Annotated in this window: 14 protein-coding genes; all 14 read right to left on the bottom strand. The window is 44.1% G+C overall.

Translation table 11 applies throughout. The features are described 5' to 3' along the window. Positions 1-15 precede the first annotated feature (15 nt). Complete coding sequence (gene cwlO, locus CJU60_RS03380) at positions 16-1,428, bottom strand: peptidoglycan DL-endopeptidase CwlO (RefSeq protein ID WP_095712945.1); 1,413 nt, start codon at positions 1,426-1,428, stop codon at positions 16-18. 381 nt (positions 1,429-1,809) lie between these two features. Beyond that, positions 1,810-3,264 carry a tetratricopeptide repeat protein gene (locus CJU60_RS03375; protein WP_095712944.1) on the bottom strand — a complete coding sequence of 485 codons (1,455 nt, stop codon included), beginning with the start codon at positions 3,262-3,264 and terminating at the stop codon, positions 1,810-1,812. Between the two features lie 127 nt (positions 3,265-3,391). Continuing rightward, a complete protein-coding gene (locus CJU60_RS03370) occupies positions 3,392-5,155 on the bottom strand; it encodes an ABC transporter ATP-binding protein (protein WP_024122973.1) in 1,764 nt (587 codons plus the stop codon). 178 nt (positions 5,156-5,333) lie between these two features. Continuing rightward, positions 5,334-5,693: a hypothetical protein gene (locus tag CJU60_RS03365; protein ID WP_095712943.1), complete on the bottom strand. Its 360-nt coding sequence runs from the start codon at positions 5,691-5,693 to the stop codon at positions 5,334-5,336. Between the two features lie 14 nt (positions 5,694-5,707). Continuing rightward, a complete protein-coding gene (locus tag CJU60_RS03360; RefSeq protein ID WP_095712942.1) occupies positions 5,708-7,618 on the bottom strand; it encodes a DUF6792 domain-containing protein in 1,911 nt (636 codons plus the stop codon). Between the two features lies 1 nt (position 7,619). Continuing rightward, positions 7,620-8,342, bottom strand: a complete 723-nt coding sequence (locus CJU60_RS03355) for a lipoprotein YvcA (RefSeq protein ID WP_095712941.1) — start codon at positions 8,340-8,342, stop codon at positions 7,620-7,622. A 250-nt stretch (positions 8,343-8,592) separates the two neighbouring features. Continuing rightward, positions 8,593-9,213 carry a bifunctional phosphoribosyl-AMP cyclohydrolase/phosphoribosyl-ATP diphosphatase HisIE gene (gene hisIE / locus CJU60_RS03350; RefSeq protein WP_024122977.1) on the bottom strand — a complete coding sequence of 207 codons (621 nt, stop codon included), beginning with the start codon at positions 9,211-9,213 and terminating at the stop codon, positions 8,593-8,595. Beyond that, positions 9,210-9,968, bottom strand: coding sequence for an imidazole glycerol phosphate synthase subunit HisF (gene hisF / locus CJU60_RS03345; RefSeq protein WP_095712940.1), 759 nt, complete (start codon positions 9,966-9,968; stop codon positions 9,210-9,212). Before hisF ends, hisIE begins: the two co-directional genes overlap by 4 nt. Next, a complete protein-coding gene (hisA, locus tag CJU60_RS03340) occupies positions 9,965-10,702 on the bottom strand; it encodes a 1-(5-phosphoribosyl)-5-[(5-phosphoribosylamino)methylideneamino]imidazole-4-carboxamide isomerase (RefSeq protein ID WP_024122979.1) in 738 nt (245 codons plus the stop codon). The genes hisF and hisA overlap by 4 nt, the downstream gene beginning before the upstream one ends. Beyond that, complete coding sequence (gene hisH / locus CJU60_RS03335) at positions 10,699-11,337, bottom strand: imidazole glycerol phosphate synthase subunit HisH (protein ID WP_095712939.1); 639 nt, start codon at positions 11,335-11,337, stop codon at positions 10,699-10,701. The genes hisA and hisH overlap by 4 nt, the downstream gene beginning before the upstream one ends. Beyond that, the gene (hisB, locus tag CJU60_RS03330) at positions 11,338-11,922 is read right to left on the bottom strand and encodes an imidazoleglycerol-phosphate dehydratase HisB (RefSeq protein WP_095712938.1); all 585 of its coding nucleotides are present in this window, start codon (positions 11,920-11,922) and stop codon (positions 11,338-11,340) included. Continuing rightward, positions 11,919-13,202 carry a histidinol dehydrogenase gene (gene hisD / locus CJU60_RS03325; protein WP_095712937.1) on the bottom strand — a complete coding sequence of 428 codons (1,284 nt, stop codon included), beginning with the start codon at positions 13,200-13,202 and terminating at the stop codon, positions 11,919-11,921. Before hisD ends, hisB begins: the two co-directional genes overlap by 4 nt. Continuing rightward, positions 13,199-13,840, bottom strand: a complete 642-nt coding sequence (gene hisG / locus CJU60_RS03320; RefSeq protein ID WP_024122983.1) for an ATP phosphoribosyltransferase — start codon at positions 13,838-13,840, stop codon at positions 13,199-13,201. Before hisG ends, hisD begins: the two co-directional genes overlap by 4 nt. Continuing rightward, positions 13,833-15,008 carry an ATP phosphoribosyltransferase regulatory subunit gene (locus CJU60_RS03315; protein ID WP_024122984.1) on the bottom strand — a complete coding sequence of 392 codons (1,176 nt, stop codon included), beginning with the start codon at positions 15,006-15,008 and terminating at the stop codon, positions 13,833-13,835. The genes hisG and CJU60_RS03315 overlap by 8 nt, the downstream gene beginning before the upstream one ends. Positions 15,009-15,104: the final 96 nt, after the last annotated feature.

Raw genomic sequence — 15,104 nt, 5'->3', positions numbered from 1 at the left:
CCCTTGTCTTATTTATTATTGAACAACACGTCTTACAACGCCTTTAAATGCTTTTTTCCAGTACACGTTGTTCATAGAGTCAACAGATACACCATGAGATGTATTGTCGTTAAGGAACGTACCGTTTCCTAAGTAGATTCCAACGTGACCATTTGTTTTGTATGTGTCAAAGAAAACTAAGTCTCCGCGTTTCATGTCTGACGCGCTTACAGCTTGTCCTCTTCCAACTAAAGTATCAGTCGTTGTTCCGCCGACAGGTCCAAGGTTGATACCTGCAGAAGCGTAAGCCCAGCGAACGAATGATGAGCAGTCAAAAATACGGTTGTTGATATCAGACTGAGAGCGTCCGCCGCCAAACTTGTACGGGGATTGTCCGACAATGCTTGAACCAACGCTGATCGCGCCTTCAATTCCGCCTGAGTTGCTGATGACAGTGCCGCCTGAGTTATTGCTTGAGCTGCTGCTCTTCTTAGAAGATGAGCCGTTAGACGAACTGTTAGATGAACCTTTAGAAGAGTTGTCTGAAGAATCATCATCAGATGAGCTTGCTTTTGCTGTTTCAGTTGTAGCCGTTTGGCTGTCATCTGTTTGTGTTTCATCAGATGCTTTTTGTGCTTCTTCCTGCTTTTTGATCAGGGCAGCCGCAGCTTCTTGTTGTTTTTTGATACGCGCTTGTTCTTCTTCAGTATCTGCTTTTTGGTTTGCAAGGTCAGCTGCTTCTGATTTTAATTCGGAAATCGCGTCAGCTGTTTTCTTCTGGCTGTCCTTTGCTTCGTCGAAAAGCTTGTCTTTTTCATCAAGCTGTTTATCAAGATCTTTTTGCATTGTTTCTAATTTAGCCAGTGCAGCTTGTACTTCTTTCAGCTTATCATTCAGATCTGCTTCAGAGTCTTCAAGCTTCGCTTTATCCTGCTCTTGCTGCTTGATTAAATCTTTGTCTGCATCAACAATAGATGAAACCGCAGTTGCACGTGAGATAAAATCACCAAAGCTCGTTGATCCTAAAAGTACATCTATGTATCCTTGAGATCCGCCGCTTTCCTGTAAAGAACGAACGCGTTTTTTCAGGATTTCGTTGCGTTTTTCGATGCGTGCTTCTGTTTCTTTAATCTCTTTTTTCAGTTTTTTGATTTCTTCTTTTGTTTTATCGTTTTCTTCTTTTTTATCATCGATTTTGTTGCTTGTATCGAGCGCCTTAGCGTTAATGTCTTTCAGTTCTTTTTCAATCTTTGATTGGTTTTCCTGAAGCTCAGTTAATTCTTTTTCCTTCGCTTCAATGCTGGAAGCAACCTCAGATTGCTTGCTTTCGATTTTTTGTTTCTTTTCATCTAATGTTTCCGCCGATGCAGTTTTACTTGTAAATGGGATCAAAAAACTGCTTGTCCCGATGACGGAAGCCAAACCAAGTGTCAATAAACTCTTTCTCACTTTTTATATCCTCCCTTTTACTGTGAACCTGTTCTCATTTGGAATTGTATTTTGAACATCAAGTTTCGTTCCTCATACTCTACGAGGAATGATGATTGTTTATGGTTAATTATTCTGTGCATCTCTTAATCTGGGTGTATAGCGTTTATTTCACATCATATGTAAAAAACACTAATTCCTTATGTACGAGAATCATTATACCATCAAGTTTCGACAAATTAGCGATAAATTTTATTACATTTGTGTTTCAAACAGATGTCAGGCTGCACATCATTTGTCATTTTTCTTAAATTGATAAAAAACCTGTCGATATTACTTTCTTAATATACTTCTTAGAATAAAAAGAGAGTTGATTCTGTGAATCAACTCTCAATCAATATACTATTCTAAAATATCATCAATATATTTCATATATTTCGTCAAAGTAGCCGGAGAGATGCCAAATTGGGCTGCTGTTTCTTTTTTGGTGTCATGTTTGCCATGGGCTTCTTTCCAAATATAGTAGATAGCCGCAGCCCATCCGCTCACATTTTTCAGCGGCCCCGCTGCGCGGATTTGCTGTATCACATGGAATACCCAGCAGCTCATGACTTCTGTTTTCATCTCATCTTGTTCTGCTTCTTCCAGCAATTTAACCGTTTGATAAGCGAAAAGCGCATCCTCTGACACATCTGCCGCTGCGGAATCCCCGTTCAAAAGCAGCTTAACAAAATGGTTTTCAAAAGGAGCGGTGATGCGCTTCGAGCGTATCACGGCCTCAAGATGCTCCGTTTCACCCTTGATGCTGCTGATATAATAGGCCGCCAATCGCTGTTCTACTGACGAAGGAAGTACTTCCCGCCGCTCAATCCACGGAGCCGGACGGTCTGCTCCTGGATATTGCGACTCAACTTTTCTCCATACCGTTTCGGCAAATTCTTTATGGCCCGTAAAGTAAGCAGAGCACGAGAGCCAGTAGTAGAATGTGTCGTCTCCTTCAAAACCGCTTTTATATAGTGATCTGAGCCATTTGTACCCGATATCATACCGGCCGACAAGCGACAGAGTGGCACCCAGTTTATAGCGCTGTTCAAATAACATCGGATATACATTTGAAAGCTGATCACTCAGCTCTGCCACCTTTTCATCTTCTCTTTCATAATAGTAGAAAACGAGAAGATTACATAATGCGTGAAGATTTCCTTCATTATTATTCAGCACTTGATAAGCCGTTTGCTTCGCTTTCACAACATTGCCGGAATAAAAGTGGGCAAGGGCGAGATTATTATAAGCGGACCAAAGCTCAGGATATTCGTGTGTGATTTCCTCAAGGGCCGCAACGGCTTCAGCAAGCTGACCGCTTTCAAGCAAGGACTTCGCCCGGTCCTGTTTGATAAGCAATTCATCCTGATCATATAAAGAATCCTCAGGCCCGCCGTCTCCTAAATCAAGCAGTTCAAGCAGACTATCATTCTCTTCGGAAAATTCACCGTCCGGATCAGCGTCTGAATAAGCGGCAGCTTCTTTATAAGCTTCCTGAAAGAGTCCCAGATGGGCAAAGTTATTTGCTTTAAAATAATGGCATTCCGGCATTTCCGTCTCAAGATTCGCCAAAATATAATCAAGCAAATCGTTTGATTCCTGGTATTGCCCCATCTCAGAATAAATGACCGCAAGCTGCGAAAGCATCTCTGAATCCTTCGGTTCCAAATGAACCGCGCGCTGGATCAGTTTGCTTGCCCGCTTCAGATTGCGTTCTTTATACGCTTTCAAACCTTTATGAAAAAAATAATGTCCATCTTGAAGCAGCTGGACAATTTGTGCGTGATTTTTATGTTCAGAAGTGTGTTTTCCCACAACTACCCTCCGTTTTATACAATATTACCGTCAGTAGTATACCATAAATCGTAAGCCCCTCAATAGTTCAAAAGGAAGGATTGGGAAAATCCCTCCTCTTTTTTTTACTGGCTGAATCGACCAGAATTTACCCGGCTTTGTTTTCTAAATCCGCATTCATTTTAAGCTGCTGTTCAGCAAAATCTCTGTAAAGGTCATGGGAAGCCATTAATTCATGGTGCGTGCCGCGTCCCGTAATTTCCCCTTTTTCAACAAATAATAGCTGATCAGCATCTACAACAGTCGATAAGCGGTGAGCGATGACAATTGTTGTACGGCCTTCCATCAGCACCTCAAGTGCCTGCTGCACTGATTTTTCAGATTGGCTGTCGAGGCTGGATGTGGCTTCATCAAGCATCAGGATGCTCGGATCACGGAGAAGCGCCCTGGCAATCGCAATTCTTTGTCTCTGTCCGCCCGACAGCATAATGCCGCGTTCGCCCACTTCAGTATCAAGCTGATTCGGCAGCTCCTTTATAAAATTAAGAGCGTATGCCATCTCCGCTGCTTTTTCGATTTCGGCATCCGTTACCTCACGTTCCAGCCCATAACAAATATTGTCTCTGATCGTTCCCGACATTAACGGACTTTCCTGTGACACGTAGCCAATATGCTGACGCCACGATTCGAGCGAATACGTATCCACCGGCTCGTCTCCCAGCCGAATGGTCCCTTCAGTCGGAGAATAAAAACGTTCAAGCAGTTTAAACAGCGTGGTTTTCCCGCCGCCGCTCGGCCCAACAATTGCTGTTACTTTTCCCGCTTCAATCACGGCGCTGATATCCTTCAAGATCAGCTGCTCAGGCTTATAGCCAAAGGACACCTGATCAAGCCGGATAGGCAGATGCGCGTTGTCAATTTTGTTTCCTGTGACGGTATCTTCCTCTTCCTCTGCCAATATCTCAATCATCCGTTCCGTTGCACCGATTGATTTTTGCAGCTGTGTGAAGAACGTTGTAATCTGGCCCATCGGCATAATGATTTGAAACAAATATAAAATAAAAGCCACGAGTGCCCCCGCAGTCAATTCGCCTGATGACACCTGCATACCGCCGTATCCAATAACAGCCACGAGTGCGGCCATTAATACGAGAGAAATAAGCGGCCCAACAAGCGATTGCACCTTCGCTTCACGAACCCCCAGCTGGAATAATGAAGAAATCCCCAGCTTTCCGCGTTTGTATTCGACTTCCTCTGCATTTGAAGCCTTCACAAGCCTGATTTCCGGAAGTATTTGATTGAGCAACCCTGTAAAACGTGCGGTTTCATCTTGAGTTTCCCGAGAAATGGAGAACATCTTCTGGCCGATTGGCACTAAAATCAGCGCCGCTAATGGAACAACTACTAAAACAAGCAGCGTCAGCTTCCAGTTCATAATGAATAAGATGGTGAGTGATCCAATGACCGAAATGATGCCTGTTATAAATCCGCTGATATGGCTGGTGATCAGCTCTTTTACCACCATCGTATCATTCGTGACCCGGCTGACAGTTTCACCGGAAGCGTTAGTATCAAAATAAGATACAGGAAGCTTAATTAATTTCTTCCATAATAAATCCCTTAACCCAGAGATGATTTTTTGCCCGCTATAGTTTAGCGCGTATGTAGCGTAGGCGCTTAAAGCGGCCTGAATAAGAAAAACGAGCGCGATCAGCCCGATTTGCGTGCCGGACAGCGCTGACATGGAAAAACCGTCGACAAGCTGTTTCGTTAATAAAGGAATCAGCAGGCTGACCAGTGTTGTCACAATACTGAGAATCAGCGCAAAAGCGAGCTTTCCATAGGATGGGTTTGTCTGTTTCACTAATGCAAAAAAGGCTTTGAATTTTCTTTTAGGTTGCTGTGTTGACATAGTATTTTTCCTCCTGTTTCAATCCCTTTACGCGGTCAGCAAGGTTGAACGGAATATAATAGGATTATTTTTACTCTTTCTAAATCATAACAATGGAGAGAGACTTTTTCAGTATATTTTTCTTGTACACTGAAAATAAAAATCCCCTATTCATGACTCGAATAGGAGACGTTTCATCTTATAGATCCTTTTCGGGCTTCTTTTTTCGATACGTTAAGGTAACCTCTTGCTGCCTCAGGTCTTCAATGATCATCTTGAACCGGTCAACCTTTGCAGTATGCTCTACTTTTATCGTTTGAAGTGCAGTTTTCTGCTTTTCGCTTTTCGATTCAAGCTCTTCTTTTATTTTTTTGACAATCATTCCTTTTTGCCCTTTGATTTCTTCTTTTAATGCAGACTCAAATTTTTTAGTCAGGCTGAGAATGTCGTTAATGGGTTTATTGAGACTGCCTGCTTTCCCCTTCATTTCGTCATGGGTTAGAAACATATAGGTGGTTGATACAACTTCTGTTTCACTTTCTGAAAATAAGGAAGTCACTCTGTCTATTCCTCCTAAGGCTGAAAATCGAATAACTGTGAGATCATTTCTTCTTTTTCAAATAGCTTTTCGATGCTCTCGCGGATATTTTTGATAAAGTTCTTTTTTTCCGATGTCTGTTTTTTTAGTTCTGCAACAATTCCGTCATTAGCAGGGAGAGCACCTGTATGGAACGATTCATGAACTGATATTTTCTCTAATTTATCGAATGTGTGACTGAAACCGGCCGCAAGCCGGAATTGAAGATCGAAGGCATAATGCGAAGGGTTTTCTTCCATATGTTGAATCGACGTGATGATTGCCTGTTTTTTGTCTATAAACTCCTCATCGATTTCCTGACGGAATACCTTTTGGTACGCAGAAATCGCATCTTCCATATCTTCAACTATCTTCATGCCGTTTTGATAGATTCTGACAGCGGAAGAGATATTGACTTTAATCGTTTCTCCCGAGCCGCCCTTCCCTGTAAAGTAAATATCAGAACCCTTATAGCTAAATCCTTTTTCCTTTGTTAATGCGTTCAGCATTTGAACGATGCTGTGGCCGTCGACGATGAGTTTTAATGCGTCTTTTGTTTCTGTGTCGAGTGTTTCAAAAGAAGAAATCATTGATTTTACATACTCCACAATTTTACCAACATCATTTAGAGCTTGCGTGAATTGGCCATGCTTTAGATGATCAATGAAATCATCGTATTGTAATTCTATACCTTTCATACTCGCATTAAGATTAGATAACTCTTTTTTTATGACTTTTTTCTGTGTATCATCAATATAACCATTTTCAGCAAGCTGATCTACAATAGGCCCGCTGTTTCCCAACAGGGTGTGAAGAAAACCTAAAAAGGCTGGCAGCTGCTCTTTAATTCGGCCATACATTTGCTTAACATCATCAAAATTTTCATAAACAACACTTGCTTTCGCTAAAACGCCGGCTGTATGCTTTACTTTTTCTATCAATTCTATGTCTATTCCGCTGGCTGCCTTTACAAAACCGTTTAAGCCGTCTTTTTCATAGTCGTCCTTATATTTTTGAAGGTATTCCTGCATCGACCTTACGTCTTCATCAGGAATCCCATCCATAATGTTTCTGATGCCTTTCACACTTGTGTTCGTATCCGCCATCTTCACATCGCCGAATGTAATGAAATCCGCCTTGCCGCTGACTCCGTACAGCGGGTCATCTTTTGAGATGCGTTGGGTGATGTTTGCTGTCACGCCTTTGTCTTCATAATATTTTTGGATTTCTTTTTTTAGCTTTTCTGGTGGGATAGAATCAATATCTTCGTATTTATAACTAAATTTCCTAATAACATATCTATATAAACTTTCATCAGTTTCAAGTAATTGATCGATATTGACTTGAGCCCCATTTACACCATAAACCTCATCATAGTCTCCATTAATCAATTGCACCATTACTTGGTTATTATTAGCAAGGGAATGTCCTAAGGCGAATGTTTTTAAATCCTCCGAGTCACCTGCTGCTTTCTTTGCTTTTTTAGTAAACTCCTTTGTAGCCTCATACTGACTATGATCGATTCCTAAAAAAAGACCAAAAAAGTTATACGACCAATCCTTATTATCAGCACTGCCTTCTGAAATAATATGAAGCTGATCGATATGTTTTTTCTTATCTATTATATGGATTGCCGTCCCATCGTAACCTGATTCTCTGGTCGAACTTTCTATACTTGTATTCTGGTTTACAAGTTCACTGGAGGTATATATTTCAATTTTTGTATTCTCCGGAAGATCGTGGCGGGTTTCCTCTTTATAAATTCTCCGTACATCTGCTTCGAAATCCGCTTTGGCTTCCTTAACTTCACTTGCATTGATTGAGGCAAACTTTTGTTTATAGTCATATTCTAAATCAATTAGCCGTAACTTTACGTTCTCATTCTCAAATACATTTTTATTTTCCATCTTATTTCTCCTTTTTATCTATTAAAAAGGTGATAGAATTAATTAATTTCTCTACTTTATTTTTAGCCTTTTCTTCATCTAAGGAGCATGGTTGATTTTCATTTTTGCATCCGAAAGTAAAGGCGTATTCTAATCCTAAGTTATCTTCTTCTGTAGATTTCACATACCCGAAGTAACTGTATGAATAATTATATTTTCTATCAATATCGTCAAAGATGTCTTTTTTCTTAGCAAAGTAGATATCCGTTTTCTTTTTGCTACTTTTTTTGTATTCACCTTTATAATCATTTTTTCCACTAACAATATCTAGCATTGTCTCAGGTTCATTCACAAAACTTTCTTCTTTGTAATATGTTACATGGCCATCAAACATTACATTGGTGTCTTTATCATAACTATTAAATCCAATACTTTCTTTGTTTTTCCCAGTTAAAGATGACCTTCTTGATAGATACTCCCCATCCGCCGGAAACAACATCCTAAACCCCTTCAACTTAGACTCCAGCAAATAGTACCCAGGCTCCTCTTCCTTCGTTGACACCATGTACTCTCTCGTTTTCTCATCCTGAAACGCGGGAACATGCGGCAGGTCTTTTGGATCCATGTCTTTTGGTTTTACGGCTTCTGTTTTATTTTCATTTGTGTTTTTATCATTGTCGTTCATACTGCATCCTCCTGTCAGGGCAAGTAATAAGCTGAAGCAAATAAAGATAATCTTTTTCATTACGAACCTCCAAGGGTTTTGTGGGATCATTCTATTTTTCAAAAGTAATACTATTGACCCGGTTGCAGGGTGATTATATTATCCTTTTCCATGTTACATCATGGCGGAATTTGGATAAATAGGAAATCAGACTTGGTTTTGACCTTCTTTTATCCATTCGGAATGTGAAACACTCATCCCATTACTAAATACCCATTACATTTTTCTTACAATAAAAAAAGAGCCGTTATCCATAGGCTCTTTCCATTTACTATTCAGAATGGCGTTTTCTCAGCACTTCCAGCACATCATCCAGCGGTAATGCTTGTTCTCTGAGCAGGACAAGGAGATGATACAGCAGGTCTGCCGCTTCCCATTTCAGTTCCTCGTGATCACGGTTTTTGGCGGCGATGATGACTTCTGATGCTTCTTCACCGACTTTTTTCAAAATCTTATCGACGCCTTCATCGAAAAGGTAAGTGGTGTAAGCTCCTTCAGGCATTTCCGCTTGGCGTTCTGCGATGACGCGCTCCAGCTCGCTTAAGATGTCAAATCGGCCGGAAGTTTGTTCTTCTGTCTGTTCCTTTGTAAAACAGCTGTAGCTGCCTGTGTGGCATGCCGGACCGGACGGCTCTACAAGCACGACCAGTGCATCTTGGTCGCAGTCATATCGAATGCCCTTGACGCCTTGCGTATTCCCCGATGTTTCTCCCTTGTGCCATAGCTCTTGCCGCGAGCGGCTGTAAAACCACGTTTCTTTCGTTTCCAGTGTTTTTTCGTATGATTCCCTGTTCATATATGCAAGTGTCAGCACTTCTTTGCTTGACGCGTCCTGCACGATGGCAGGGATTAATCCGTCTTCGTTAAAACGCAGTTCATCTGCCTGTTTCATCTCACATTCACCCCGTGCTCTTTCAAATATGATTTCACTTCTCTAATTGATGTTTCTTTATAATGAAAAATGGAGGCAGCCAGCGCGGCGTCCGCTTCCCCTTTTGTAAAAGCCTCGAGCATATGCTGCGCGTTTCCTGCTCCCCCTGAGGCGATGACAGGAACCGGAACACCTTCTGACACGAGCTTTGTCAGCCTGTGGTCAAAGCCCTTTTTCTCCCCATCTGAGTCCATGCTGGTCAGGAGGATTTCTCCGGCTCCGCGTTTGACAGCTTCCTTCGCCCATGCTGTAACTTCCCAATCCGTTTTCTTTCTGCCGCCATGCGTGTAAACTTTATATGTGTCAGACTCTTCGTCGTACTTGGCGTCTATGGCGAGTACGATACATTGAGAGCCGAAAAACTCCGCGCCTTCGGTAATCAGCTCGGGACGGAGAACAGCTGCCGTGTTTACAGAAACTTTGTCCGCGCCGGCACGCAGAATCGTTTTCATATCGCTAAGCTGATTGATGCCGCCTCCGACTGTAAACGGAATCGCAAGCTTTGCAGCAACCTGCTCTACGACGTCAACCATCGTTTTGCGGCCTTCATGCGAGGCAGAAATATCAAGAAACACCAGTTCATCTGCGCCTTCCTGATCGTATACTTCCGCCAGCTCGACAGGGTCGCCGGCATCCTTCAGCTCAAGAAATTGAATCCCTTTGACAACGCGCCCTTCTTTCACATCAAGACATGGGATAATCCGTTTTGTTATCATTTCCCCTTCATCCTTTCAAGCGCCTCGCCAAGTGTAAACTGGTTGGTATACAGTGCTTTTCCGATAATCGCTCCAGAAACCCCATTCGCATGATAACGGGCAAGAGCTTCAAGGTCCGCAACGGAGCTGACTCCGCCAGAGGCGATGACAGATTTTCCGGTTTCCTTTGCGAGTTCCACTGTGCTTTCGATATTGGGGCCTGACAGCATCCCGTCTGTCGCGATATCAGTAAAAATAAAAACTTCTGCGCCTTCGTTGGCGAGCTCTTTGCCGAGTTCAGCCGCCTTAAGACTTGATGTTTCCAGCCACCCTTCTGTTGAAACAAAGCCGTTTCTTGCGTCCAGCCCGATGGCTATCCTTTCGCCATACTCTTTCAGCATTTTTTTTACAAACGGCGGATCAGAAACAGCAGAGCTTCCCAGGATCACGCGATCGACTCCTGCCGATAAGTAATCGTAGACGTCGCTTTCCGAACGAATGCCGCCGCCGATTTCGACTTTCAGATTGAGCTTTTGTACAATTTCGATGACATGACGGTCATTTACTTTTTTTCCTTCCTTCGCGCCGTCAAGATCAACAAGATGAATCCATTCAGCCCCTTCACTCGCAAATAAAGAGGCCATGTCGAACGGTGAATCACCGTATACAGTTTCCTTGCTGTAATCACCTTGAACGAGGCGTACGCATTTGCCGTTTCTCATATCAATGGCCGGGTATAATGTAAAAACACTCATTTTTTCACCTTCTGTTCTGCTGCCATTTTTGTGAATTGGATTAAGATAGACATTCCGACCGTGCTGCTTTTTTCCGGGTGAAACTGGGCGCCGAAGATGTTCTCTTTTCCGACAACCGCAGGCACCCGCACACCGTACTCGGCGCTTGCCAAAAGCGCGCCGTCATCCATTCCGTCAATATAATAGGAATGGACAAAATAAGCATAGCCTTCCTCCACTCCTGCCAGCAGCGGAGATTCGTTATGAAAGGAAAGGCGGTTCCATCCCATATGCGGAACCTTCAGCTTGTTTCCCTCCTGATCTTCCGGCTTCAGCCTGACTGCTTTTCCCTCTAACAAACCGAGGCCTGCAGCGGTTCCATGCTCTTCGCTCTCATCAAACAATAGCTGCATGCCAAGGCAGATCCCAAGAAGCAGTCTCCCCTCTGATACCATATCTTGAATGAATTGATCGAGTTTGGCGTTGCGCAAATTGTCCATCGCATCCCCAAATGACCCGACTCCCGGCAAAATGAAAGCATCGGCTTTCCTCAGCTTCTCTGGCATGCCAGAAACAAAGTACGGCACGCCGACACGCTCCAGCGCCTTTGAGACGCTGTATAAATTGCCCATTCCGTAATCTATCACACCGATCATTTACAGCATCCCTTTCGTTGACGGAATCCCTTTGACACGCGGGTCAATCGTTGTCGCTTCATCAAGCGCACGTCCTAATGCTTTAAAAACAGCTTCTATCATATGGTGCGTATTTGAGCCGTAATGAACGATCACGTGCAAGTTCATCCGTGCTTCAAGCGCCAGCTTCCATAAAAATTCATGTACAAGCTCAGTATCGAAAGTTCCGACTTTCGCTGCCGGAAAGTCAGCACGCATTTCTAAGTGCGGCCGATTGCTTAAATCAATCACCACCTGAGCAAGCGCCTCATCCATCGGCACAAACGCCGAGCCGTAGCGTTTAATTCCTTTTTTATCGCCTAGTGCTTCAAGCAAAGCCTGCCCTAAGCAAATGCCGATATCTTCAGTTGTATGGTGATCATCAATATCGACATCGCCTTTTGCATGAATGGAAAGATCAAATTGCCCGTGTTTTGTGAACAGATCCAGCATATGCGTCATAAACGGCACATCTGTTTTGATTTCTGCTTGCCCTTCACCGTCTATTGCGAATGCCAGCTCTATATCCGTTTCGTTTGTTTTTCTGGCGCGCTCCGCTTTTCTCATTTTGAATTCCTCCGTTCTCTCGCTTCGATTGATCTCGCATGCGCTTCTAATCCTTCCAGTCTGGCAAAAGCCGCAATGCTATCCGCATGTTCTTCAAAGGCTGATTGGCTGTATGAAATAATGCTCGATTTCTTTTGAAAATCCGTGACGTTTAATGGGCTTGAAAATCTGGCCGTTCCATTTGTCGGGAGCACATGGTTCGGTCCGGCAAAATAATCTCCGACCGGTTCAGGGCTGTATCGGCCTAAGAAAATCGCACCTGCGTGCTTGATATTGCCAAGCAAAGCTTCGGGAGACTGTGTGATGATTTCTAAATGCTCCGGGGCGAGCGTATTGACTGTATTGACCGCTTCATCTATCGTTTCAGCCACATAAATAGATCCATAATCTCTCACTGAAGCTTCCGCAATATCTCTGCGCGGCAAGGTTTTAAGCTGCTCGTTCACCTCGGCTGAAACGGCCTCAGCCAGCGGCATGGAATCTGTGACAAGCACACATGAGCTGAGCATGTCGTGTTCCGCCTGTGACAGCAGGTCAGCGGCAATTTCCCGCGGGATAGCTGTTTCATCAGCCAGCACGACGATTTCACTCGGTCCGGCAATCATATCAATATCGACATCACCGAACACCTCTCGTTTGGCAAGCGCGACATAAATATTTCCCGGGCCTGTGATTTTATCCACCGGCTCAATGGTTTCTGTTCCGTACGCCAGCGCCGCAATTGCCTGAGCCCCTCCCATTTTGTATATATCTTTAATGCCCAGCTCGGCAGCGGCAGCTAAGACTCCCGGAGACAGCCGTCCGTCTTTTCCCGGAGGTGTGACAAGAACAATTCTTTCCACGCCCGCTGTAAGCGCCGGAATGACATTCATCAAAACAGATGACGGATATGCGGCAGTTCCGCCCGGCACATAAACGCCGGCAGAATCAAGTGCTGTCACTTTCTGTCCCAGCATTGTGCCATCCTTTCTGTGATAAAACCAGGAAGACTGAAGCTGCCTTTCGTGATATTCAGTAATGTTTTTGATCGCTTGCCTGATCACCTGCAGCAGCTGGGGATCCAGCAAGCTGTATGCTTCTTCAATTTCTTCTGTTGTGACCAATGCACTGTCGAGCTTGATGCCGTCAAACTTGGCCGTGTAGTCACGAACGGCCTGATCACCGTTTGCTTTTACATGTTCAATAATGGATCGGACCGCTTTTCTTTGTTCTTCCGTTCCGGAGTCAATTGACCGCTTGAGAGAAAGCCGGTCCGCGCCGCTGATCGTTTTGATTTTCATTTTGCCGTTTCTCCTTCCACAACAAGAGATAAACGGGATGCCATTTCGTCGATGACATCATCCTTCATGCGATAGCTTACTGGGTTGACGATAAAGCGGGAGGTGATATCACAAATATGCTCTGTTTCAACGAGTCCGTTTTCTTTGAGCGTCTGTCCCGTTGATACGATGTCGACTATTCTGTCCGCAAGCCCGATAAGAGGTGCCAACTCGATAGAGCCGTTCAGTTTAATAATCTCGACTTGCTCTCCCTGCTCCCTAAAATAACTGGAAGCCACATTCGGATACTTTGTGGCGATTCTCGGCGCGACGCCGCTCCAGTCTGTATCTGGAAGTCCGGCAACCGCCAGATGGCATTTGCTGATTTTCAAATCCAGTACCTCATATACATCGCGTTCTTCCTCCAGCATGACATCCTTCCCCGCAATTCCGACGTCTGCCACGCCGTGCTCCACATATGTGGTGACATCCATCGGCTTTGCTAAAATGAAGCGGAGATTTTCCTCCGGCACATCGATGATCAGCTTTCTGGAATCCTCAAACTCTTCCGGCAGCTTGTATCCCGCCTGCCGCAGCAGCCCTGCTGCTTCTTCAAATATTCGCCCCTTCGGCATTGCCATTGTGAGTAACTTACCCATTTTGCTCTTCCTTTCTGGCACCGATAAAATAGGTGACATTCGCAAATGATTTTGTCATCTGATCAATATTTTCAATCCCCAGTAAATCCTGAAGAACAACTTTTTTACCTTTCAAACGCTCTTCATTTGCAAAAGCGATGGCCTGCACCCGCTGTTCTTTGCTGAAAATGACAGCATCCATTTCACAAGGTTCGTCTTTCATATGGAGCGCTTCAATCATCCGGTCAATCCGAAGCCCAAAACCCGTCGCCGGCGCCGGTGAATTAAAATGTCCCAGAAGCTTGTTATAACGGCCGCCGCTGCCAATCACAAAGCCGACATTATTCGCGTACACTTCAAATAAAATCCCAGTGTAGTAGCTCATATGGCTGACCATATTCAGATCAAGACGGACATTTTCCGTACATCCGTAGTCCTCAAGAATCTCCCACAGCGCCTTCAGTTCATCAACCACACTTTTACCTTGCGCTGAATCGACGATTTCTTCAGCACGTCTGCATACTTCTATGCTCCCTCGCAATTCGAGAAGCTCAAGCAATCTGTTTTTATCAATGGAGGAAAGCGGAAGAGATTTGACGTGCTCTCTGTAGCCGACATAATTCTTTTCATATAAAAACCTCCGCAGCACGTCCGCTCGTTCAACATTCCCGAGCACCTCGACAAACAGGGCATCTGCAATGCCTGCGTGGCCGATTGCAATTTTAAATGAAGTCAAGCCGGCATTTTTTAACGCACCGACTACTAAGGCAATGACCTCTGCGTCCGCACTTGTCGTGCCATCACCGATCAATTCCACTCCAACCTGCTCAAACTCGGCAGGACGTCCGCCCTCGCGTTCCTGGGCTCTGAACACATTTGCCGCATAGCCGACTCTGAGGGGATGATCATGTTTCAGCAGCTTTGATGCCGCCACCCTTGCGATCGGCCCTGTCATATCCGGGCGAAGCACCAGTGTCTTTCCATCCTGATCCAGAAGCTTAAACAGCTGCTGCTCTTCAATTGCTGACTGCACACCAACCGTATCGTAAAATTCCAGCGTCGGTGTTTCCATAAATTGATAGCCCCATTTGTCTATCATATCGGTTAAGGATTGCCTTACCTTTTTTTTCGTTTCATATAAACCGGGCAGTGTATCTCTCATGCCGTGCGGTTTTTCAAACATAAACATCAACCCGAGCACCTCCGTAATTGTTTGAAGGAAAATTCCGAATCCTTTAGTTCGCTAATATGATAATATGTTAGCAGATGAAAGAATGGAAATCAA

The organism is Bacillus sp. 7705b (genome assembly GCF_002289525.1).
GTDB classification, from domain to species: domain Bacteria; phylum Bacillota; class Bacilli; order Bacillales; family Bacillaceae; genus Bacillus; species Bacillus halotolerans.
The sequence above is the reverse complement of the archived record's forward strand: the minus strand, read 5'-3'. Positions and strand labels throughout refer to the sequence as shown.